Origin of the sequence: Robinsoniella sp. RHS, from assembly GCF_001029355.1 — a bacterium.
In the GTDB taxonomy this organism is placed as follows: Bacteria; Bacillota; Clostridia; order Lachnospirales; family Lachnospiraceae; genus Robinsoniella; species Robinsoniella peoriensis.
Window position 1 is genome coordinate 22,924 of sequence record NZ_JNGB01000031.1, and the last position, 21,811, is coordinate 44,734.

Consider the following 21,811-nt stretch of genomic DNA (forward strand, 5'->3'; position numbering starts at 1 on the left):
TCCCGTTTATTGAATGATTTCAATTTCTTCCGGTGCCTCCACCTGGACATCCATAGTTCCATCCGAGCGGATTATACAAGTTACCTGGATCTCTCCATATGGGGTTGGATATTTTCCCTTTGCCCAGCTCAGATCTCCCAGATTTGGTTTTACCGCTACCTTTTTACAGCCCGGCTCCAGAATCTGGATTCCCAGCACATTTTCCATCAGCCACGGAGTTACTCCCGATGCCCAGCCATGACAGAGGCTGTGACGGTAGCCCACATAACAGTGCCCCCCGTATGTGCCGTGTACATTAACTTCTGTCCCGTCTTCTGCTATCCGGTCAATAGGCGCTGCATTCTCCAGCCAGTCTATATTAAAATCTTCCCAGAAAGTAGTTGCTCCCAGGGATAACATACCGCCCCAGTATTCCCGGATACATTCCAGACACCCTATGATATCTCCCGCCATTGCACGGGCGGTAAGAATATAATACCCCATAAAAGTAGACATTCCCTTTGCTCCGCCAACCTTTAACAGCTGATCATTTACCGTCACCGGATCTTTTAGTCCCGCCATGACCAAAAGTGCCGCTGCCTGTTTTGCATCCTTATAATCTGCATCAAATGATGCCAGTTTCTTCAGATCTTCCTCACACTGGCGGACCAGATCTTCTTCTCCCAGAACCGTGAATATTTCCTGCAATTTCTGAGTTGCCATAGCATGCAGCGCCTGCAGCCCCGCATCTACAACCGGCTGGTTCTGGAAAGACGGCCAGTCAACAAACCGTACTTCCGGCGTATTGTCTTTGCCATTTTCATCAATGCCGTCTGACAGCTGTCTGTACAGCCCCTTCAGATATTCCCTCTGTGTTTTCAGGTATGCCAGATCGCCAGTGTGAACAAACCAGTCATGCTGTATAATGATCCACCACATGGAATATGCCGGAAAACCATTCATCCAGCCCGGCAGGGGTGTCTCTTCCCGGACAAAATCCAGGCTTTTTGGCACACTCTCATCATATCCGAATACAGATTGTATAGTCGTAACTTCGGGATGCATATCTCCCACCCAGACCAGGCGGTCCCTTTTAATTCCATCCCATATGTAATTCTGCATATTCAAATGTACGGTATATGCCCCGGTATCCCAAATGCGGTTCAACATCTCGTCACTGCAGGAAAAGCTTCCCTTATAGGGAATATCTTTATAGATTAAGATAGACTTCACCGTTTTAATTTCCAGTTCTCCTTCATCAAGTAAATCAATCCGAACGAAGCGAAATCCCGTTTCTCCAATGCGGTTCATGCTCATATCCCGTACTTCAACGATCATATCCCGGTTTGCATGGTCATTGGTAGCATTGGTTTCGCCCCCGATATCACTCATGGCTTCCATGGCGGATTCTCCAAAACGAACTCTGACCCGCATTCCCTGCGTCAGGCTTGCTTTCCATACCAGCAGGGAAATCCCGCCATGGATTTCAACGCCAAAGTCCAAAAGGATGCCGGCACTTTCTCCCTTATTTTTTAAGATACAAGGATTTACCGGAACCAGGGAAATCTGTGGAGAACGGTTTTCCAGCAAAGCAGAACTGTTCTCCACCTGGCATTTATTTCCCTGTGATTCCCACAGTATTTTCCTGGGCGTCATATACACCCTTTTTCTATTATCTTCTTCACAATCCTCCAGAATACTGTTATCCAGTATGCGGAAAATATTATTATTCTGTCCTTTGTTTTCGATCATATTTATACCCATTTCCTATTACAGGCATGCCTGTAATACTGCCACACATTAAATGGCTGAAAAAACTCATCGTGGCTTCCTTTCTATTGCTTATTTTTTTCCAGCCTGAATCTCCTGAATCACCCGGTACCCAAAACCATAAACACTTCTTAAAAGCATTGCCGTCTGCAGTTTTCTGGCCTCACGATTCATCCCTCATTTTTAATCTTGCGTAACATACCGTTCCCAGAATCAGCAAACCGGAAATAATCATATTCATCTGCATAGATCCAATGGAAACCGTACCAATTTTTAAGTCCATATTTTTAAATAGCGATATGATTTTCGATCCTGTAAGGCTTCCCAAAAATCCACCGCATGCACTAAGCGCCGTATTAATGCTGAGATACCGAATAGCATTGTGCGGTCTGACATAGTGATAGGGAAGCATAAACTGTGCCGTCGCCAGTCCCGTAGCGATTAATCCGCTGGTAATAAAGATGACCAGAATTAAACCAATGGAATCCGGCGTAACCAATGGCCAGAATAAAAACTGGATTCCCAGAACCAGTGTGACAATCGTCAGGATATTCTTCCAGGGAATATGCTGCGCGATCCTTCCCCAGCCCGAGGAAACTGCAATCTGAACTCCTACCTGAAGGGTTGTCAGCATGAAAATATTTGTATAATTTAAATGCAGTTCTTCCAGCATGTAGGCGTTATAATAGGGATTTGCCATATTCATGGAGAAACTAAGCAAAAACATATAAATCAGAAAATGCAGAAATCTTTTATCTTCATGAAATATCCGGACACACTGCTTCAGCGATATCCGGGACTGCCCATCCAGCTGTTCCTCATAATGAATTTTCCTGATTACAATATAATCGATTACCGCAATTGCAGCCGCAATAAAAAAGATAATTGCAAAACCAATATATTCATTGGATTTTTGCTGCAGTGTATCAATACAGGTACTTGCACCAAAGGAAATCAGCGTCGTTAATCCCACCACAATCCTATCCCGGAATGCAAAAAATGTACCCTGTATATCCGGCTGGATAGAATTCACCATCCAGTAGTTTAAACGTATCCCGGAGCTGGATGCAAAAATATATGCAAAAAATAAAATCACCGATATCGCTGCAATCCGAAATTCTACCTGGACACCCATCATCCTTTGAGATCCCTCCGACACCAGCAGGGGAATAAAGACAATGGATAATATTAATAATCTGGCAAGCAGAACCATCCGGTTAATCGCCTGCTTGGAATTGCGGAAAAAATCCCATATCTTCCCAAAAGGTACCTGGAGTACATTTGCCAACAGGGGAATTGACAGAATTACGCCGACCCCTGCGGCTGGCACCCCTGTGTAGAGCAGGAATCCGGTCATGAGAACTCCGGATACGATACTGTTATACACAGACCCCACAATTTGGGAAACCATAAACTTCTTCTGATTCCCATTAAAGGACCGTACCTGGGCAAACATTCCCTTTTTCCTGTCATCATGATCCATGGCAATCAGCCTTTTACAGCTCCACCCATCATACCCTGAATATAATATTTCAGGCAGCTGGATGTTGCGATTAATAAAGGAATGGTACCTATTATAAATGCTGCTGCTATTAATCCCATATCGTTAGTTCCCTTGCCCGCCGCATTATTAAATACGATCTGGCAGAAGGTCTTCACTTCATCTCCGCCGGTCATGGCAATGGTCGGCCAGATATAGTCATTGTACATGGCAACCACCGATGTAATCCCGACTGTAATCAGGATTGGCTTCGACAACGGCACCGCAACCTTGGCAAATGCATAAATCTCGCTGGCACCGTCTATCTTTGCAGCCTCAAAAATATCATTGGGCAGTCCCTTGAAAAATGCCTCTGCCAGAATAATACCAAAGACCTGCTGTCCCGCCACATAAGGAATAATCAGTCCCCAGTAGGTATTCAAAATATGGAGATTTTTAATAATATTATAATTAGGGATGATCAACAAGGTATAAGGAACCATCATTACAGCCATTAATAAGGAAAATAAAATATTCTTCCCTTTAAACTTCATCCTTCCAAAGGCATAGCCGGACATGGCTACTATCACAATGATTAATACCAGGGAAATACCGCATACATAAAGGGAATTTAAAATAGGCCGGAATACAAATTTAAATGCCTTTACAAAATTGACCCAATAAATTTCTCTTGGAAGCCCCAGAAAATCATTTGCAATCATAACATTGGGTTTCAGCGACATATTTATAAGCATAACGAAGGGAAAGAAGGTTATAATCAACAACGCAATGATAAGCAGTCTGCTGATCACGTACCCGACTCCGATTTTTCTTTTACTGTGCATACTAATCTTCCTCCTTCAAGAATCTTCTGGTGAGCAAAGTTAAAATTATAATTACGATAAATAAAATTACTCCTAGTGCAGAAGCATATCCAAACTTTCCATCTCCAAATGCAATCTTATACATCTGCATGGCGGGTATCATCGTTGCATATCCTGGACCGCCGCCTGTGGTGGCAGCAACCAGTCCAAATCCGGACAGGCTTCCGATTAAGGAAAGTGTAACCACAATTTTCATGTATGGTTTTACATTTGGCAGATGAATATCTTTCACCACATTAAACTGGGTTGCCCCGTCAACAATTGCTGCTTCGTATAGTTCTTCGCCTATCATATTCAGTCCGGAATGGAAAATTAAAAAGTACATGCCGGATACAAATGGAAAACCAACGAGAATGATACACAAAAGCGCCGTAGATTTATCATTTAGCCAGTTATGAGCAAGACCATTCATACCAAAGGCTTTTAAAATCGAGTTAAAGCCGAAGTTCGGATTATAAAGGTATTTCCATATCAAAATTGTAACAATAGAAGGAACTAACATGGGAACTACAAATGCTGTCTTAATAATATTTGCTACCTTTGATCTTTTAATAAAAAATAACAGTTCTGCAGCCAGCAGCGGGAAAAATACACTGCAGAAAACGGCTGCAACGGTGATAATTGCCTGGTTTTTGAATGATGTTAAGAACATCTCATCTTTAAATGCTGCAATATAATTTTCAAATCCCACCAAATTTGATGAAATTCCGAACGTAGAATCTGTAAATGACGTATAAAATGCATTACCAATAGAAAAATAAGAAAAAACCGCCAGCAATATAAAGGTTGGTGCAATAAACAAATATGGCAATAATTTCATTTTCAGAGATTTATTCATAGGGTCCTCCTCGTTTATGATTGAGCAGTGTGACAGGAAAGCATTTTCACACCACTTATATTTGCAGTATTGCAACATGACTGCAATGTGCAATTGGAAAAGGGCGAAGGCAATTCCTTACCATCACCCTTTCCTGCTTTCCTTTATTTTGCAGTATCTGCTGTCGTAGGATCTAAGTCATAACCGGCTCTGTCTACTACATCTTTGTAGTAATTCCGGTATATAGGATCCATCTGTTCCAGGAAGCTGTCTACATCGAGACTTCCTTCTGAGAACTGAAGAATTAAATCATTGTATTTTGGCTTATCAGCCTGTGTTACCATGTCCTGCCCGGTTACCCACTGAGCGCCGCGGCTGACACCGGTAGCAATAAAACCTTCTAATTTAGATGTTAATTCCGGACTTAATTCCACACCTTTTACAACGCATGGTCCCTGTACATAGTTTCCATTGGCAAGTGTTTCTTCAAAACATAATTTTGCCTGATCCGGTGAATACCAGAATTTGTAGAAATCTTTAACACGTGCCATATGGTCATCATCTTTGTTAGGAACAATACTGATAGCATTTCCAAGGCTGTAAAGGCCTCTGATTGTCTGGCTGAAGCCCTCCGGAGCTTTTTCAAATGATGGCAGCTGGAAAGTTGCCCATTCAAACTGCATATCTTCCGGCAATTGGTTTACGTCACTTAAAATCAGCCCTGCATTCCAGCTTCCATTAAATAAGATTGGGGAAACCTGTGATTCAAAGTCTGTAATAATCTGAGAACCATCTGCTGCAATCCAGTTTGTCGGGAAATACTGCGCCAGTTTCTGGAATTCACTCCAGACTTTCTTGTTGCCTTCTGTGTTAATGCCGTTTTCTGTTGCATATTTTGCCTGTCTCTCTGCACTGCCTACTACGTTTGCATCGCAGTCAAGATTATTTTCATCAAATTTGAAATCTATATTCGCTTTCATAAGATTTTCATCCCAGATTGCATCACCAGGCTGAACTAAAAACTCATTTTCTGTAGTGCGGTAATATGAATCAGCCATTGAATTGATCAGCCATCCGCTTTCATTTCCTGCTGTAATCGGAACATCATAACCTGCATCTTTTAATTTTCCGCAGATTTCAATCAGATTCTCATAACTTGTGGGCACGGATAATCCCAGTTTGTCAAAGATTGTCTTATTGTAATAAAATGCAACACCGATTTTATCAAACGGAAGATATGTCAGATGCCTGCCGCCGGATGAATTAATGGAAATCAAGAAATCATCTTCATCAAAAGCCTCTCTTACTTTTTTGCCGTCATTGTAAGGATTTACCTCGTCCAGCATATCTGTCATATCGATCAGATACCCCTTATCCACTGCAATATCAGCACTATTATTTGCAACTGCAGCAGCCAGGAAGTTACCATGTACAATATCCGGTGCATTTTCTCTGTCATCGCTCATTGCCGTCATCATCTTTGTTATGTATGAATCATTGTCAGATATAACATCCACAACTACTTTCGTTTCCGGATGAAGCTTCATGTATTCTTCTGCAAGCTTCTTCTCGCCGGCAGTATAGAAATTATTAATAACCGCTAAGGTAATCGTATCTTCTTTTGAGGTATCCCAGCCAGCATCGGATGCGTCAGATGCGCTTCCATTCGTTGTTCCCTCGCTGCCATTCTCTGTATCCTTTTTATCAGAAGCTGCGGATTCACTTCCTGCCGCGGATTCTTTTGACGTTTCTTTCTGTGTATCCCCTGCTCCTCCGTTTGCGCTGCAGCCGGTTAAAAAGCTTGAAAAAATCATTGTTGCTGCCAAAAGGCATGCTACCATTTTATTTCTCTTTTTCATATGACTTCGCTCCTTTAATTGTTGATTTTTTAATATTGTTATAATTTTATATGGAATGCATTGCGTGTTTTTCGTATCTATGTTATAATTTATCCACTGTTTTCCTTTAGGCTATCGTTCCACCGGTTCCTATCAGAGGGAAGCAGTTTTTTTACCTCCTTTCACCGATCTTACACACGCATTATATATCATCTGCATTTTGCAGTTGACATTCTCTTAATAAGGCTTAGCTTGTTTTCAAAATATCCTGTATTCCCTTTTGAAATATTCGAATACAGTAATTCAAAAGCTTTTTCACCAAATTTCACTTTATCCAGATTCATTGTTGTTAAAGAGGGTTCCCAGTATTCTCCATAAGTAATCCCATCAAATCCCATAACTGACACATCTTCCGGAACCCGGTACCCTTTTTCCTTAAATGCTTTAATTGCACCAAGGGACATCAGATCATTGACACAGATCACAGCTGTAAATTTCCTGCCGGATTTCATCAATTCATTAGCGTAATAATAACCGTCCGTCATGTCCGTGGAATATGGATACTTTCCATCAAACAATAAATCTTCCCCGCAGGGGAGTCCCAAACGTTCCACCATCTGACGGTAACCGATACTTCTTAAATCATAGGGAAGATTTCTTCCAAGTCCGCTCAAATAAGCAATATCCCTGTGTCCCAGGCTGTACAGATATTCCATTGCCTCATGCATCGCAGCCATATGGTCATTTTCTATAGAAGAAACTTTCCTGAAATCTGCTCCTACGTTGCCGCTGACCAATACTTTAATCCCATTGTCAACCAGATGGTACAGCTTATCCATATTGAACTTATAAGGTATTGCCGTTACAAATACCCCATCCAGCCTTCTTGTAATAAAGTTGTCAAAATATTCATCCAGTTTATTAAAACCGGTACAAATATTTACAAAGTAATTTTTTTCATTCGCCGCACTTTCGAACCCCCTGACAATATCTCCAAAAAATGGATTTGAAATATTCTCTAATACAATTCCTATCTGCATTGTCTTTTTTGTGGACATGCTTCTCGCTATCATATCCGGCCTGTAATCCAGTGCCTTAACCGCTTCGAGTACTTTCTTAACGGTTTCGTCTTTTACCTTTTCCGGATTACTTAAAGCATTTGATACCGTAGCTGTTGAAACTCCTGCCAGCTTTGCCACATCTGATCTGGTTGCTTTCATACACTCATCTCCTATTTACTCGGGTAAATTATTTTTTTAAATAAATGGAATGATAAAATCATTCCCTGTTGGTATTTTTGTATATTATGTATTGTTATTTTTAAATTCTATGTGAAATATTATCGAATTTGATCTTTTTGTATAAGTAGATATTATCAGAGTAATGCGTTTTTGTCAATACATAATTGCTAAATAATTTACCCGAGTATATTTTAAATCTTCATCCCTTTTTTTCACACTTATTTCTATAAACAGATCATTGACATCTGCCAATTTTATATGTTATTGTGAAGATACTATTTTTTCGCTATTCGTGTAGCGGATATAAAAAGAAAGGAATTAATTTTATGAATCCTATACTCCCTCTAACACATTTTGTACCCGACGGGGAAGCCCGCCTTATGCCGGACGGCCGCATGTATCTCTATGGTTCTTATGACATCAGCGGCGAAACTACATACTGCAGCGATGTGCTGCACGTATTTTCAACGAATGATCTCCTCCACTGGACAGACCACGGCATCTGTCTGCAAAGCAGCGATATCCCCTGGGCAAAAGAAGGCTCCCTGATGTATGCCCCGGACTGTATCTGTAAAGACGGAAAGTATTATCTTTATTTTTGTATGACCAACGCTTATGAAGGCGTGGCTGTGTCTGATACTCCCTGCGGACCGTTTACAAATCCCGTACCAATTCCTTATGCAGACGGTTCCGGCATCGATCCTTCCGTTTTTATCGATGATGATGGCAGCGCTTACTACTATTGGGGACAGTTCCAGCTGTCAGGCGCCAGGCTGAACCCAGACATGAGGTCTTTGGATCTGTCTTCTTTAAATACCTGCCTGATTGATGAAAAACGGCATGGTTTTCATGAAGGCGCCAGTATGCGCAAGCGGAACGGGCTTTATTACCTGGTGTATACCGATACCGCCAGAGGCCGTGCAACCTGTATGTCATATGCCATTTCCCGATCTCCCCTGGGTCCTTTTCAAAAAGGAGGTGTGATTATCGACAATATTTACTGTGATCCCCAAACCTGGAATAATCACGGATGTATTGCAGAATTCCAAGATCAATGGTATGTGTTCTACCACCGTTCATCCCAGAACTCCAAATTCAACCGCAGAATGTGTATCGAAAAGATTTATTTTGATGAAAACGGCAGAATCCCGGAAGTCCCCATGACTTCACAAGGTGCATCTAATCCGCTAAAAGCGAAAGGAACTTATCCTGCTTCCCTTGCCTGCCAGATAAGAAATGGCCCATACCTGTGCCCTGACGGTAACGGCAGCGGTGAAATCCTAACTCATATCTGCAATGGTTCCTGGGCTGCTTACCGCTATTTTTCATTTGAAACACCCCATTCCTTTACTATTACTGCTGCTGCCCGCATAAACGGGGGAACCGTTGAAATATGGGCGGATGATGAGCTCATTGGCTCCTGTCTTGTACAGCCAACAGGGAGATGGGATGCATGGCAGTCCTTCTCCTGCAATTTAATTCCGGTAACAGGAGTCAAAACCCTTTATCTTACATTCCGTGGAAATGATTTAGACAGAAGGTTAATGGAAATAAAAGAATTTGCATTTCGCTCATAATAGAACACAACAAAGTGTACCTTTTTGTTTTAAGATTCCAACTAATTTCAATATATCAGCTGAAGTTCTTAACACAAAAAGGTACTTCTCCATCTACCGGCAAAATATAACTATAAAAACGCGGTAATGCTCAAATCTTCGCCGCCTTAAAATCTCCTACCAGATCTTTACATGCATCCATAAAAATGCCCACATCCACAGAATAAGAAATATACTTTACTCCCTGGGCAATCCATCTGTTCATACCGTTTCTCGTATCTACGAACGTGCCGATCTGAATATTTTTGCGCTTACCCATATCCACAATGGTATTCATATATTCCAATACCCTGGGATGGTCTATCTGCCCCGGAACCCCCAGTGATTGGGAAAGGTCGTAAGGGCCAATAAAAATAATATCGATTCCTTCCACTTCCATGATCTCTTCCAGATTCTGGATTGCTTCTACACCTTCAATCTGAAGAGTAACCAGGATTTCATTTGATGTTTCAAAATATTCTTCCCTGGGCATGGCTGAATAATGTGCGGCTCTCACAAATCTGCAAACCCCCCTTTGACCCTTGGGATAAAATCTTGCTAATTCAATTGCTTTTTTCGCCTGCAGGGCATTGCTGATCTGGGGAATCTGCACTGCGCCGGCACCAAGATCCAGTGCCTTGCCGATTGCCTGCTCGGATACCTCAGGCACTCTTACTACCGGCAGAATCCCGGTTACATTACACGCCCGGATTAAATCAGCAAGATTTGAACTTGATGCCGGACCATGTTCCATATCCAGTATGCAAAAATCAAATCCGCTGTATCCCAAAATTTCAATGAAGGAAGGATCAAGGGTTTTGCAAAACGGTCCGAGCACCGGTCCATTTGCAATTTTATCTTTAAAGTCCTTAATAACTCTGGAGCACATTTCCATCAAAACACATCCTTTCTACCATTCCGCCACGGTTCCATCGCTGTTTCGCCATACCGGGTTCTTCCAGTCATGACCGGTCTCTGCCATTTTTTCTACGTAGGTTTCGTTTATTTCAATTCCAAGCCCCGGTTTAGATGGAATCTGAACCACTCCATTCCGGTACTCAAATACCTTCGGATCAGCCAGATAATCCAACAGATCACTTCCCTGATTATAATGTATTCCAAGGCTCTGTTCCTGAATAAAAGCGTTGGGCGTGCAGGCATCCATCTGCAGACAGGATGCCAGCGCAATGGGTCCCAGGGGACAGTGGGGTGCAACCGCTACATCATAGGCTTCCGCCATGGCTGATATCTTCCGGCATTCCAGAATACCTCCGGCATGGGACAAATCCGGCTGTATGATATCTACAACCCCCTGTTCAAAGATCTTCTTGAAATCCCATCTGGTAAACAAACGTTCACCGGTGGCTATTGGGGATGCCGTGTATTTAGCAATTTCCCGCAGCGCTTCATAATTTTCGCACAGAACCGGTTCTTCAATGAACATCAGATGAAACTGATTCAGTTCCTGGACCAACATTTTCGCCATACTTTTATGTACCCTGCCGTGAAAGTCCACAGCAATGCCAAAATATTTCCCGCACTTCTCACGGATAGCCGCCACACGCTCACACACTGCATCTACCTTGGCGAAACTGTCGATATATGCCACTTCCTCCGTTGCATTCATTTTAATTGATTTAAAGCCCAGATCTTGCTGCCTTTTTGCCTCCATTCCTACATCAGACGGGCGATCGCCTCCAATCCAGCAGTACACATCAACATGATCCCGGCATATGCCACCTAAAAATTCATAGACGGGCATATTGTAATATTTTCCTTTTATATCCCACAAAGCCTGTTCGATTCCGGAAATTGCACTGGATAAAATGGGACCGCCTCTATAAAATCCGCCGCGGTAAAGCACCTGCCAGATATCTTCTATTCTCCTTGGGTCACTGCCAATTAAATAGGTTTTCATTTCTTCCACGCAGGCCTTTACAGACTCCGCCCTGCCCTCAATTACCGGCTCCCCCCATCCGCAGATTCCCTCATCCGTTTCAACCTTTAGAAAAAGCCATCTGGGCTGTACCTTATATAGTTTGATATTTGTAATCTTCATTTGCTGTATCCTTTCTTTGTAGTTCATATGATTTAGTCATTTTCTTTTCCGGGTGCCCATTCATTGGTATACGAAAAGCCGGGAGCTATATTTTAATAACGGTAATTATGGGCTTCCTGTACCATCCGCTTCAGGTTTTCCTTAGGGGTATTGATCGCCGTTTCGCAGCCTGTTCCCAGGATAAATCCTCCTCCGGCAGTTCCCACGTCCAGACATCTTCTGCAGAGTTCTTTTACTTTTTCTTCATCATCCTGCAGAAGCTCTACCGGGTTTACATTTCCCATCAGTATGATCCGATCCCCGATTTTCTGTTTGCATTCCAGAAGGTCCACTTTATAATCCACCTCATAAATATCGGCACCTGTTGATGCATAATCATCCAGAACTGCCGTATTATTTCCGCAGATGTGAAGCAGTCCGAATGCATTATGCTGCTCAAACTGCGGCTTCATCCTGGTAAAAAATTTGTTCAGATACGGATAGATATATGTCCGGAAGATTTGCGGCGAAACCACATCCAGAGATGCCAGGGAATCTCCAAGATGAATAATATTGGCGCCCGCTTCCAGCTCTGCCGTAGTGAAACGGATCAGGGTTTCCGTACAGGTTTCCATTAATTCATGAAAGCATTTTTCCATTTCTTTTGCATCTTCATCTTCGTCTGCATATTGCATTTCAGCCATGTCCAGAAGCAGCTCCTGTATGCCGTATATGTGGGAAACCAGAGAAAACATTCCCGTTCCGGTTCCCCTAATCGCAACTTTGCCTCCTAGTTTGGATTTTAGATAAGCAATTGCCTCCAGATAAACAGTCATTCTGCCATCCCGATATGGATCCGGTACTTTAATCTTTCCCCCCTCTAAAAGGGAACTTATCCCATGCTTTGTTACAATGGGAAGGTCATCGCCTTCCTTTCTAGTCTCCACCCCCATACCTTCGGAGATGTAATAACCGTCTGAGTGGGCGAAAATAATATCATATCCATATTCCTCCCAGGCTTTGTACAAAACCTCGCCCATTACCTTTCCGTCCGTATAGTATTTACTCAGCGGCACTTTACAAATCTTCGCTGCGTGATTTCCCAGGAAGGGTCCTACCGGAACCACGTCCGGTTTTTCGTGTTTACATACCGCCATTACTCGTTCATAAGAATTCATATATTCCTCCGATCTTTTCCACAATTCATTACAGGTTATTATTTTCCTTAAACTTCATAGCCTTTTTCCATCAATTCACTGTTAGATCTGCATTTATAACGGAATATTACTTTCTGAAACCATCCGCTTTTATTCTGCCCGCACCATATAACTAATTTACTATTTTATAAATATGGATAGGATCATTACAATGATAATTCCTGTAATACCAATAATGGTAGCCATTGCTGACCATGTCTTCAATGTTTCTTTTTCATTAGTGCCGGAATATTTGCTGATCAGCCAGAATCCGCTGTCATTAAAATGCACAAAGTTGATTGCTCCACATCCAATTGCCATTACAATCAGAGTGGGATTTGTGCCTGTTGCAACAATGACTGGCGCCATTATTCCCGCTGCCGTAGTCATGGAAACCGTTGCAGATCCAACCGAAATTCTCATTATAGTAGCTATTAAATATGCCATGAAAATGGGGCTGATACTTGCCTGTGACATCATATCTGCCAGGCTTGTTCCTATTCCGCTGTCAATCAATACCTGTTTGAATACACCTCCCGCTCCGGTTACCGCAAGAATAATACCTGCCGGACCAAGTGCTTTGGAACATACTTCTTCAATAACTGATTTGGAAATTCCCCGCTGGAGTCCCAAAGTTAAAAATGAAAACAGAACAGATATCAACAGCGCTATTTCCGGTGCACCGATAAAGTTCAACACAACTCTTAATGAATTTTCTTCCGGTAAAACCAGATCACAGACCGTTCTGATTACGATTAATATTAATGGAAGGGAAATATTCAATACCACAATACCAAACGATGGAAGTTTCCGCTCGTCTTCCACTGCTACTTCCGGAACTTCAGGTGGATTTACATTAATTCGTTTCGCAATAAATTTTGAATAGAAAATTCCGCCGCAGATTGCTGCCGGTATCCCAACTACAAATCCCATCATAATAACGCTTCCAAGATCCGCACCTACGATATTTGCAACCGTTACAGGTCCCGGTGTGGGCGGGATCAAAGTATGGCCTACTGCCAGTCCTGCAAGCAGCGGCAGCGAGAAGAACAACACCGACTTCTTCGTCTGCTTTGCCAGAGAATAAACCACCGGAATCAAAATGATAAACGCCACATCCAGAAAAACCGGTGTTCCTACAATTATACCAACCGCAACCAGCGCCAATGGTGCCTTGTTAATTCCAAAGGTCTTAATCAAAGTATTCGCCATTACCTTAGCTCCGCCGGATACCTCCAGCATTGCACCTAACATTGCCCCCAATGCAACAATAATCGTAATTCCGCCCAGCGTGCTTCCCATCCCCCCGGTAATGGAAGCCAGCGTATCTCCCGGAGTCATTCCGGCTGCAAATGCACTCAGTACACTCACGATCAATAAACTTACAAATGCATTTACCTTAAACTTCATAACCAATACAATTAAAATAATTACTGCTGCCGCAACTATCCCCAGCATATATACGGGATTCTGTAACAAATTCTCAAACATACTTCTCCTCCATTCTTTTGTAAAACCCTTTTTCTATTTTATCAGGAATACTATAACACCATATATTGTAGTTGCGCTTCCCTCCTTTCATATACGTCATGCCATCAGACGTCTGATGTATTTACTATATAATATCAACAATGAAATGATTTGTCAATGGGGTTTTTTATATATTTTGACTATTTAAAATATATATATAGTATTTCGTATGGGAGTTTGTGCATCATGATGTTCTTTCATTCCAAAACTCCAAATTAACTAATTGTTGAATCAAAAAAAACATGATACAATAAATGCAATTGAACTTAACCTTTGCTTATCAATTCCTAATTTAACAATAATATATAATCTAATGAAATCAGTTTGGAGAAGCTACTTATGTATGAATTTGAAAATATAGCCGATAAACCATTGGCAGAAAAAGTTTCCGATGCAATTATTGAATTAATTATAACGAATAAGATCAAATCAGGTGAAAAGCTGCCCAACGAATTCCAGTTGGCGGAAAGTTTAAAGGTAGGCCGCAGTACAATCCGGGAAGCGGTCAAAATCCTGGTATCCAGAAACATTGTGGAAATACGGCGCGGTTCCGGAACATTTGTCTGCCAGGAACCCGGTGTTGTAGATGATCCGCTTGGCTTTACGTTTGTAAAAGACAAAAAACAACTGGCAATGGATCTGATCTCCGTAAGAATGCTGATAGAACCACAGATGTCGGCGCTTGCCGCCCGCAATGCTGACGAATCTGATCTGCGAGAAATAAGTGACCTTTGTTTAAAAATAGAACAATTAATCAAAAACAACAAAGATCATACCGAAACGGATATTGCTTTTCATGCCAGCATCGCACGTGCCAGCAGAAATATTGTGCTGCAGAGCATTATCCCAATCATCGACCGCAGCGGTATTGATTTTATAACGACCCTTACCCGGCGTATTTTAAAAGATGAGACGATCAAAACCCACAGAAAAATCGTAGACGCCATCCTTAACCAAGACGAGCAGGCGGCTTCAGAAGCTATGGTGGAGCATTTGAGCACGAATTTGCATTATATGCAGTTAGAGATAAAAGACAATCACAACATCTAAAAAACACTATGGAATAGTACAGATTCGTCTGCAGCTATCCCATAGTGTTTTTAGATGAAAAGATTCTAAATAGAAATACTTCCTCATGGTGGCTATATACTTATTTTCCCGGCGTGGCATGGTAGCGGTGCATGTACACAAACCATGCAATACTTGCGCTCAATAAAGATGATGAAATCAAAGCGGTAAAGACGCTATAAGTTTGCCAGACAAGTATCGTTGACCAATCGAGTACCAGACATATCATACACAGGACAATCGCTATGGTCAGCAAAACAGCTATTACGAAGATTGTCTTTTTTATCATAGGCAGACGCTCATTCGATTTCTTTCTTCGCAATCCCAAGAGGAAGAACAGAGCCGCTAATATGATAAAAGTAATTGTGACCGCGGACAAAACAATGTCCATAAACTGTGTTCCGCCGATTTCATAAAACTGCGTTAGATTGCCGTCCAATATATCTTTAACTTTAAGCACCAGGCTGATATTGGTATTTACACCATTGGTCAGCAAGCAAATGGCTGTCCGTTCGTCTGGCAGGATGGCTGCTTCCGTTGTGAAGTTGGGATTAACCCCCTGGTGCTCTATAATTGATTGTTCGGCATTTACCGACCAGCCCGCTGCATAATACATACCGTCGACAGCGGGAACAGACCGGTCACCCTGATGTGATTTTTCGATAATCCTGTGGAATATTGCGGGTATATCCTGCACAATTCCCATCTGTATGTCCATCCAGCGAGACATATCTTTCGTACAGGAAATGATGTAGCCGGCGGGTTTATTCCCCGCATAATCCGGCGCATTATATGGAAAAGTCATAAAAAAGGAGGAACGGTAGCCCTGTGCCAGCTGTCCGGTGGCCCTGGCATCTTCCTGATACATATACGTCTGGTTAAGACCTAACGGTTTTAATACCTTTTCCTTCATAAAGTCTTCATAGCATTGTCCCGACACCTTCTCAATCACTAAACCCAATATATCATAATTCACAGTGCCATAATCATACTGATTGCCTGGTGGAAACGCCAATTCAGCATCTGCAAGCTTTTCCACCGTCCTTCGCAGCATATCCGGCGTATTGCCCTGGGGGATAAGCTGTGTGTGCCTGATATTAACCAGGCCGCTGGTATGGTGAAGAAAGTGATTGAGGGTAAGGCTCTCCATATCAACAGTCCTTCCTTCATACTTTAACGTAAACCAAGGTAAATATTTTTGGACAGGGTCCGTCATTGACAGCAACCCTTGTTCTTCCAGCAGCAGAATACCCATACCTGTGAAAGCCTTACTGACCGATGCCAGCTCATATAGTGTATTTTCGCTCGCAGACACTTTATTTTCACGGTCTGCATACCCGGAAGAAAAGTAGGACACTTCATCATCCGCCCGTATTGATAGTGACATTCCCGGCACACCTGATATACGGCAGGCATCATCCAGCAACGCTTGTATTTCCGCAGACTGTGCGTCTGGCGCTGCATAACCCAGTGTTGTAAAACCAGAAAATAAGATTAGTATTGTTAATATAAGAACAATTGCCTTTTTCATATACTCTCCCGTTGGGTAAAATACCGTTAATAATGGTATCACCTTTTCACTTAGTGTCAACTTGCCCCAATTCAATAATATAGTCCTGCTATCTCCAGAGCCTTTTCTTTGATCATAGTCCGGGCTTCTTCCGGCTCAATGACTTCAACATATTTCCCATACGACAGCAAGCGGTCAAATAACCAATTATCCAATTCGTTCTGAACCGTTATCATATAGCTGCCATCTGTACATGCTAAAACTTCGTTTTCTGGAACTAGAAAATCATCATATACCCTCCCGACTATTTCCGAGTAACACTTTAATTTTATAGCAGGTATATTGATTTTCTCTTTATAACTATATGCAAATAAATAGTCCGTAGGCAGTTCACGTTCAAAGACTTCTGGTGTTACACGGATATGTTTCATTCTTGACAGACGAAAAATGCGTATATCCCGCTTGCTCTGGCAGAATCCCACAATATACCATGCGTGTGATTTAAACACTAACCGCAACGGCTCCACAGCCCTCTTTGATTTTTGTATTTCATTATTAATATATTCAAATGTTATCATGTGCTTGTTGATGATGGCATGCTGCAATTCTGATATACCCACTTTTTGCTTTTCATCACTACCCCAAAATGAAAAATCGACTTCCAACCATTCTGGTTCTAAAACATTTCTAAAAATAGAGCCAATTTTGCTGAGTGCCGTTTCGGCATTCGGATATTTGGAAGCCTGTAAAATCTGCAATCCCTGATATATATTCTGTTGTTCTTCTTTAGAGAATAATGATTTGTTAATCGTATATCCATCTATTAACGATATTCCCCCACCCGTTCCCTTGGAAGATGTCACAGGGATTCCCGCAAGGGTCAACGTGTTTATATCGCGGTATATCGTTCTCGTTGATACACTGAAATGGTCAGCTAATTCTTTCGCCGTGACATGCTCCCGATTGACTATATAAAATACCATCTGCACCAAACGCTCAATCTGCATTACTTATCCCCTTTTTTATATTTATAATATCACACTTCCAAATACTTTTGCACCACAACCTATCCCTCTGGGCAAAAATATGACTTTGTAAACTGAATTATATTCTGGTACTTCGAGTAAATTTGTCCCAAGTTTTTTTTCTAATGCGACAGCTACATGTCGCATTAGGTGTGATACACTAACGAAAAATGAAAGGAGACAAAATATGATGTCGAATACAGTTTGGTTTATCACTTATAAACTAATAGAAGGAGCGTCTGTATCAGATTACTTGCTTGCGTCAGAAAAAACACATAACGAAATTTTATCTAAGAAGAAAGGATTCATATCTTGGAAGGTACTTGTCGATGGCGATACCTGGGCTGACTTAGTAACCTGGGAAACTATGGAGGATGCTCAAAACGCTGCGAACGATGAAGATAATACGAATCCGGTTTCGCAAAAGTATTATTCTTTCATAGACTTTAGCAGCCTGAAAAGCCAATTTTATTCTGTTGAAAAAAGCTATTAGTATATTTTTCGAATTGATAGAATGAAAAGACAGGGGGATTAAAAATAAAGCACCGCAAATTAAAATCATTAAATATGCAGTGCTTTACTATGTAACAAATTTTGTTTTTTTGCTCATTATCCTTTGACGGCTCCAACCATCATACCTTTAATCAGGTTTTTCTGAAAGGTAAGATAGACGATAATAACAGGTAATGCGATAATATTAGATGCTGCAGATATTAACGGTATGTTCTGTGAGTTCTTCCCCCGGAAAAAATCAAGCCCCAGAGGCAATGTCCGCATCGTTTCACTCTTAATCATGATATTAGGGAGCATAAATGCATTCCAGGACCACATAAAGGTGAAGATCAGCAGTGAAATAAGTGCCGGTTTGATAATTGGTGCCACAATATACCATAAAGTCTGCCACTCGTTTGTACCATCCATGCGTGCCGATTCCAATAGGGATGCCGGTATTTCCTTTACAAAACCGCTTAGCAGAAAGGTTCCAAACGGCACATTCATAGCTATCGTAGGAAGAATAACTGCCCAGTGTGTATTCATAAGCCCCATGGATTTCATATCGTAAAATAACGGTATCACGATAATTTCCAGCGGTATAACAAGTCCCATGACAATTAATGTTTGAAAGAGATTCCGCCCTTTGAATTTCAGACAGCTCATAGCATAGGATGATAGCAGCGAAAACAAAAGCACTCCTATTACGGAAAATAAAGAAATAAACATACTGTTAAAAAGATACTTTGGAAAATGCCCCACTTTCCATGCCTGTATATAATTTTCCCAATGCAGTTTCTGAATATTGCCAAACAATCCCGACTGTACGATTTCTGCTGTTGTCCGCAAAGATGTAATTACAATCAATACGCAGGGAACCAGGGTACATAGGCAGCAGAAACACAATACCGCATATACTGCCGGAGTATAATTTTTCTTCTTCCTCACATCTCTTCACCACCTTTCCGATACCGCAGAAATCCTTTTGATACCAGCAGAATGAATACAGTCATTATGACAGCAATCGTTGCACTATATCCGATCCTGTTCTTAACAAATGCTTCATTATACAAATAATAAGACAATACATAGGAACTGTAACCAGGACCTCCCTTTGTCATTTGATATACGATATCAAATACCTTAAACGAATCAATCAGGGCAAACAATAAAAGTGTTGTAGTCGTAAGCCTTACACTGGGTATCGTAATATAAAAGAACTTCCTAAACGGTCCGCAGCCATCCATGGTAGCTGCTTCATATAATTCTGAGCTGATGCCCTGAATGGCAGCACTGTAAACTACCGTACTGAACCCATATCCCATCCAGATTGACATAACCAGTAAAGAAATCATAACAAACTTTGAATCCCCAAGCCAGGATTGCGCCAAATTGCCCAGTCCGATATTTTCCAACATTTTATTTAGAGGCCCCATTGCCGGATTATAGATCCAGGCCCATATAACTGCTGCAACCACACTGGAAAAAACCTGAGGAAGAAATAAAATCAGCTGAAAGATCTTTCCATGCCTAATATTCGAATTCACCAGCAAAGAGGCCTGTATCAAACCAATAGCAATTGGAATGGTACATGAACACAGCATCCACAAAACATTGTTTTTTGCAGCCTGCAGTACCAGCGGATCTGTAAAAAATTCCTTGTAGTTTGTAAGGCCTGTAAATTCTATTTCTCCTAATCCATCCCAGCTGTTAAAGCTCAGATAAACCGTCTGCAGCAAAGGCCAGCAGACAAAAACAAGAAACAGAATCAATGCTGGTAATATAAATACATATGCCATTACATTTATTTTTTTCTTCGTGTGCGATATCGCTGCTTCTTCCATTACGTTCACCTCTTCTTTCATACTTGTCCCGCATAAATATCGTAATTTTCTTACAATATTTCCAAATAGGCAGTGTGAAAACGCTTTAGAGCATGTCTTAAAATTGCTTTCTGACAGCTGTGCGTCACACTTACTTCTTATTCCATTCCTTTTCAAGGCTTTCACATAATGATTCCGGTGTATGCTGCCCCTGTGTCAGAAGCTGTGTTTCTTTGATCATGTAATCCAGATAGCCGGGCTTCACGTTATCTAAATAGAATCCTATTTTCGCATTCTTTGTACTTTCAGCTACTTCTTTATGCAGGTCTGTGGCCTCCACATCAGATACATCCGTTAAAGTTGCAGGTGTAAAGCTGGCTTCATACCACTTCTTCACAAAATCATCTTCAAAAAATATATCAATCCAATCCAGTGCCGCCGCTTTTTTATTGGTATCCAGATTTGCATTTAATGCCCATGCCCCATCTGTCGCATCGACAATATACGGTTCTGAATCTGCAGAAAACCCTGGAAAAATAAATGCGCCCATATTCAGTCCGCTTGCCTCAAAATTTGCCAGACTCCAATCTCCATCGATAGTAAACGCTGTTTTTCCCTGACTGAAAAGTGCAGGAACATCATCTCCTTTTACCCCTTCAAAGTTCTCTCTGTAATAACCTTTTTTATGCCAGTCACTGATACGGGCAAATGCATCGGTGAATGCTTTTTTCATATTTTCTGAAAACGTTCTTTTGTAATACCAATCATCAATATCATCTTTGGGCGCAGAATTTAAAATCATACTCTCTGCCGCCCAGATAATCTGATAATAATTATCCCCACCGCATTCCGTCGGGATATAGCCCGCTTCCTTTGCTTTTTGCATGATCACTTCCAGCTCTTCTACAGTCTTTGGCACCTCAGCTCCAATTTCCTTAAAAATATCCTTATTGTAATACACGACAATCGGTGCCATCAGGAAAGACGCACTGTAATATTTATCCGGTGTACGAAGATTATTAAATTCTATAGATCCAGGAACAGATTTTTCAATCCAGCCTCTTTCAAGAACATCATCCGTAATATCCATAAGATAATTGTTTTCCATCAGTGCCTGCTGGTTCAAATCATCCAGGTAAACCATATCATATCCGTCACCAGAACTGAATTCCAGTTTCAATTTCTGGGCATAATCACCAGTGCTCTCATTTACCACCGTTACATTGGGCCACTTCTCATTTAATTTCTGTGCTGCCTCCTCTAACAGTGCTGTTCTCACCTCACCATTCAGGGATGAGGTAAACCGAAGTTCAAAGCTTGCATTATAATCAATGTCCTCTGATTTTCCCGCCTGGCTTTCTGCTCCCCCGCTGCCCTGTTCCGCCTTTTCTTCCTTTGTATTCTCCTGCTGCTTTTCTTTATTCCCAATCCCCATACATCCCGTTATCGTTCCTGCTGTCATGCATACACATAATGCTGCCACAATTATTTTTTTCCTCATACTCTGCTTCTCCTTTTACGATCT

18 protein-coding genes are annotated in these 21,811 nt (G+C 41.6%); 3 read left to right on the plus strand and 15 right to left on the minus strand.

All coding sequences use genetic code 11. The features are described 5' to 3' along the window. Positions 1 to 6: 6 nt before the first annotated feature. From RHS_RS15165 to RHS_RS15190, 6 genes are all read right to left on the minus strand, one after another. Positions 7 to 1,731, minus strand: coding sequence for an alpha-L-rhamnosidase C-terminal domain-containing protein (locus RHS_RS15165; RefSeq protein ID WP_081998884.1), 1,725 nt, complete (start codon positions 1,729 to 1,731; stop codon positions 7 to 9). Positions 1,732 to 1,912: 181 nt separating this feature from the next. Then, positions 1,913 to 3,232 (minus strand): MFS transporter, encoded by a 1,320-nt coding sequence (locus tag RHS_RS15170; RefSeq protein ID WP_047833649.1) that lies wholly within the window; start codon positions 3,230 to 3,232, stop codon positions 1,913 to 1,915. A gap of 5 nt (positions 3,233 to 3,237) precedes the next feature. Next, complete coding sequence (locus RHS_RS15175) at positions 3,238 to 4,074, minus strand: carbohydrate ABC transporter permease (RefSeq protein WP_027292793.1); 837 nt, start codon at positions 4,072 to 4,074, stop codon at positions 3,238 to 3,240. Position 4,075: 1 nt separating this feature from the next. After that, positions 4,076 to 4,951, minus strand: a complete 876-nt coding sequence (locus RHS_RS15180; protein WP_027292792.1) for a carbohydrate ABC transporter permease — start codon at positions 4,949 to 4,951, stop codon at positions 4,076 to 4,078. 143 nt (positions 4,952 to 5,094) lie between these two features. Then, positions 5,095 to 6,789, minus strand: a complete 1,695-nt coding sequence (locus tag RHS_RS15185) for an ABC transporter substrate-binding protein (RefSeq protein WP_044295146.1) — start codon at positions 6,787 to 6,789, stop codon at positions 5,095 to 5,097. A 188-nt stretch (positions 6,790 to 6,977) separates the two neighbouring features. After that, the gene (locus RHS_RS15190) at positions 6,978 to 7,988 is read right to left on the minus strand and encodes a LacI family DNA-binding transcriptional regulator (protein WP_027292790.1); all 1,011 of its coding nucleotides are present in this window, start codon (positions 7,986 to 7,988) and stop codon (positions 6,978 to 6,980) included. Between the two features lie 347 nt (positions 7,989 to 8,335). On the opposite strand from RHS_RS15190, the gene RHS_RS15195 reads away from it, so the two are divergent. After that, positions 8,336 to 9,586 carry a family 43 glycosylhydrolase gene (locus RHS_RS15195; RefSeq protein WP_047833650.1) on the plus strand — a complete coding sequence of 417 codons (1,251 nt, stop codon included), beginning with the start codon at positions 8,336 to 8,338 and terminating at the stop codon, positions 9,584 to 9,586. Between the two features lie 130 nt (positions 9,587 to 9,716). Here the strand turns inward: RHS_RS15195 and RHS_RS15200 are convergent, their stop codons facing one another. The 4 genes from RHS_RS15200 to RHS_RS15215 all read right to left on the minus strand — a co-directional run bounded on the left by RHS_RS15200 (position 9,717) and on the right by RHS_RS15215 (position 14,329). After that, positions 9,717 to 10,499, minus strand: coding sequence for an HpcH/HpaI aldolase/citrate lyase family protein (locus RHS_RS15200; protein WP_242881509.1), 783 nt, complete (start codon positions 10,497 to 10,499; stop codon positions 9,717 to 9,719). A 15-nt stretch (positions 10,500 to 10,514) separates the two neighbouring features. Beyond that, on the minus strand, positions 10,515 to 11,663 hold the full coding sequence (dgoD, locus tag RHS_RS15205; protein WP_027292788.1) for a galactonate dehydratase: 1,149 nt from the start codon (positions 11,661 to 11,663) through the stop codon (positions 10,515 to 10,517). Positions 11,664 to 11,755: 92 nt separating this feature from the next. Continuing rightward, entirely contained in the window at positions 11,756 to 12,820 is a 1,065-nt protein-coding gene (locus RHS_RS15210; RefSeq protein WP_027292787.1) for a uroporphyrinogen decarboxylase family protein, read from the minus strand. 159 nt (positions 12,821 to 12,979) lie between these two features. Continuing rightward, positions 12,980 to 14,329: a GntP family permease gene (locus tag RHS_RS15215; RefSeq protein ID WP_242849048.1), complete on the minus strand. Its 1,350-nt coding sequence runs from the start codon at positions 14,327 to 14,329 to the stop codon at positions 12,980 to 12,982. Positions 14,330 to 14,707: 378 nt separating this feature from the next. Here RHS_RS15215 and RHS_RS15220 point away from each other — a divergent pair, with 378 nt between their 5' ends. After that, complete coding sequence (locus RHS_RS15220; RefSeq protein WP_047833651.1) at positions 14,708 to 15,418, plus strand: FadR/GntR family transcriptional regulator; 711 nt, start codon at positions 14,708 to 14,710, stop codon at positions 15,416 to 15,418. A gap of 100 nt (positions 15,419 to 15,518) precedes the next feature. On the opposite strand, the gene RHS_RS15225 is transcribed toward RHS_RS15220, so the two are convergent. After that, positions 15,519 to 16,967, minus strand: a complete 1,449-nt coding sequence (locus tag RHS_RS15225; protein ID WP_047833652.1) for a serine hydrolase — start codon at positions 16,965 to 16,967, stop codon at positions 15,519 to 15,521. A 71-nt stretch (positions 16,968 to 17,038) separates the two neighbouring features. Next, a complete protein-coding gene (locus RHS_RS15230) occupies positions 17,039 to 17,953 on the minus strand; it encodes a YafY family protein (RefSeq protein WP_047833653.1) in 915 nt (304 codons plus the stop codon). A gap of 205 nt (positions 17,954 to 18,158) precedes the next feature. On the opposite strand from RHS_RS15230, the gene RHS_RS15235 reads away from it, so the two are divergent. Continuing rightward, complete coding sequence (locus RHS_RS15235; RefSeq protein ID WP_027292782.1) at positions 18,159 to 18,464, plus strand: hypothetical protein; 306 nt, start codon at positions 18,159 to 18,161, stop codon at positions 18,462 to 18,464. A gap of 116 nt (positions 18,465 to 18,580) precedes the next feature. Here the strand turns inward: RHS_RS15235 and RHS_RS15240 are convergent, their stop codons facing one another. The 3 genes from RHS_RS15240 to RHS_RS15250 form a co-directional block, all read right to left on the minus strand. After that, positions 18,581 to 19,411 carry a carbohydrate ABC transporter permease gene (locus tag RHS_RS15240; RefSeq protein WP_027292781.1) on the minus strand — a complete coding sequence of 277 codons (831 nt, stop codon included), beginning with the start codon at positions 19,409 to 19,411 and terminating at the stop codon, positions 18,581 to 18,583. Beyond that, on the minus strand, positions 19,408 to 20,328 hold the full coding sequence (locus tag RHS_RS15245; protein WP_395022522.1) for a carbohydrate ABC transporter permease: 921 nt from the start codon (positions 20,326 to 20,328) through the stop codon (positions 19,408 to 19,410). Before RHS_RS15245 ends, RHS_RS15240 begins: the two co-directional genes overlap by 4 nt. A 109-nt stretch (positions 20,329 to 20,437) precedes the next feature. After that, positions 20,438 to 21,787 carry an ABC transporter substrate-binding protein gene (locus RHS_RS15250; RefSeq protein ID WP_047833654.1) on the minus strand — a complete coding sequence of 450 codons (1,350 nt, stop codon included), beginning with the start codon at positions 21,785 to 21,787 and terminating at the stop codon, positions 20,438 to 20,440. Positions 21,788 to 21,811: the final 24 nt, after the last annotated feature.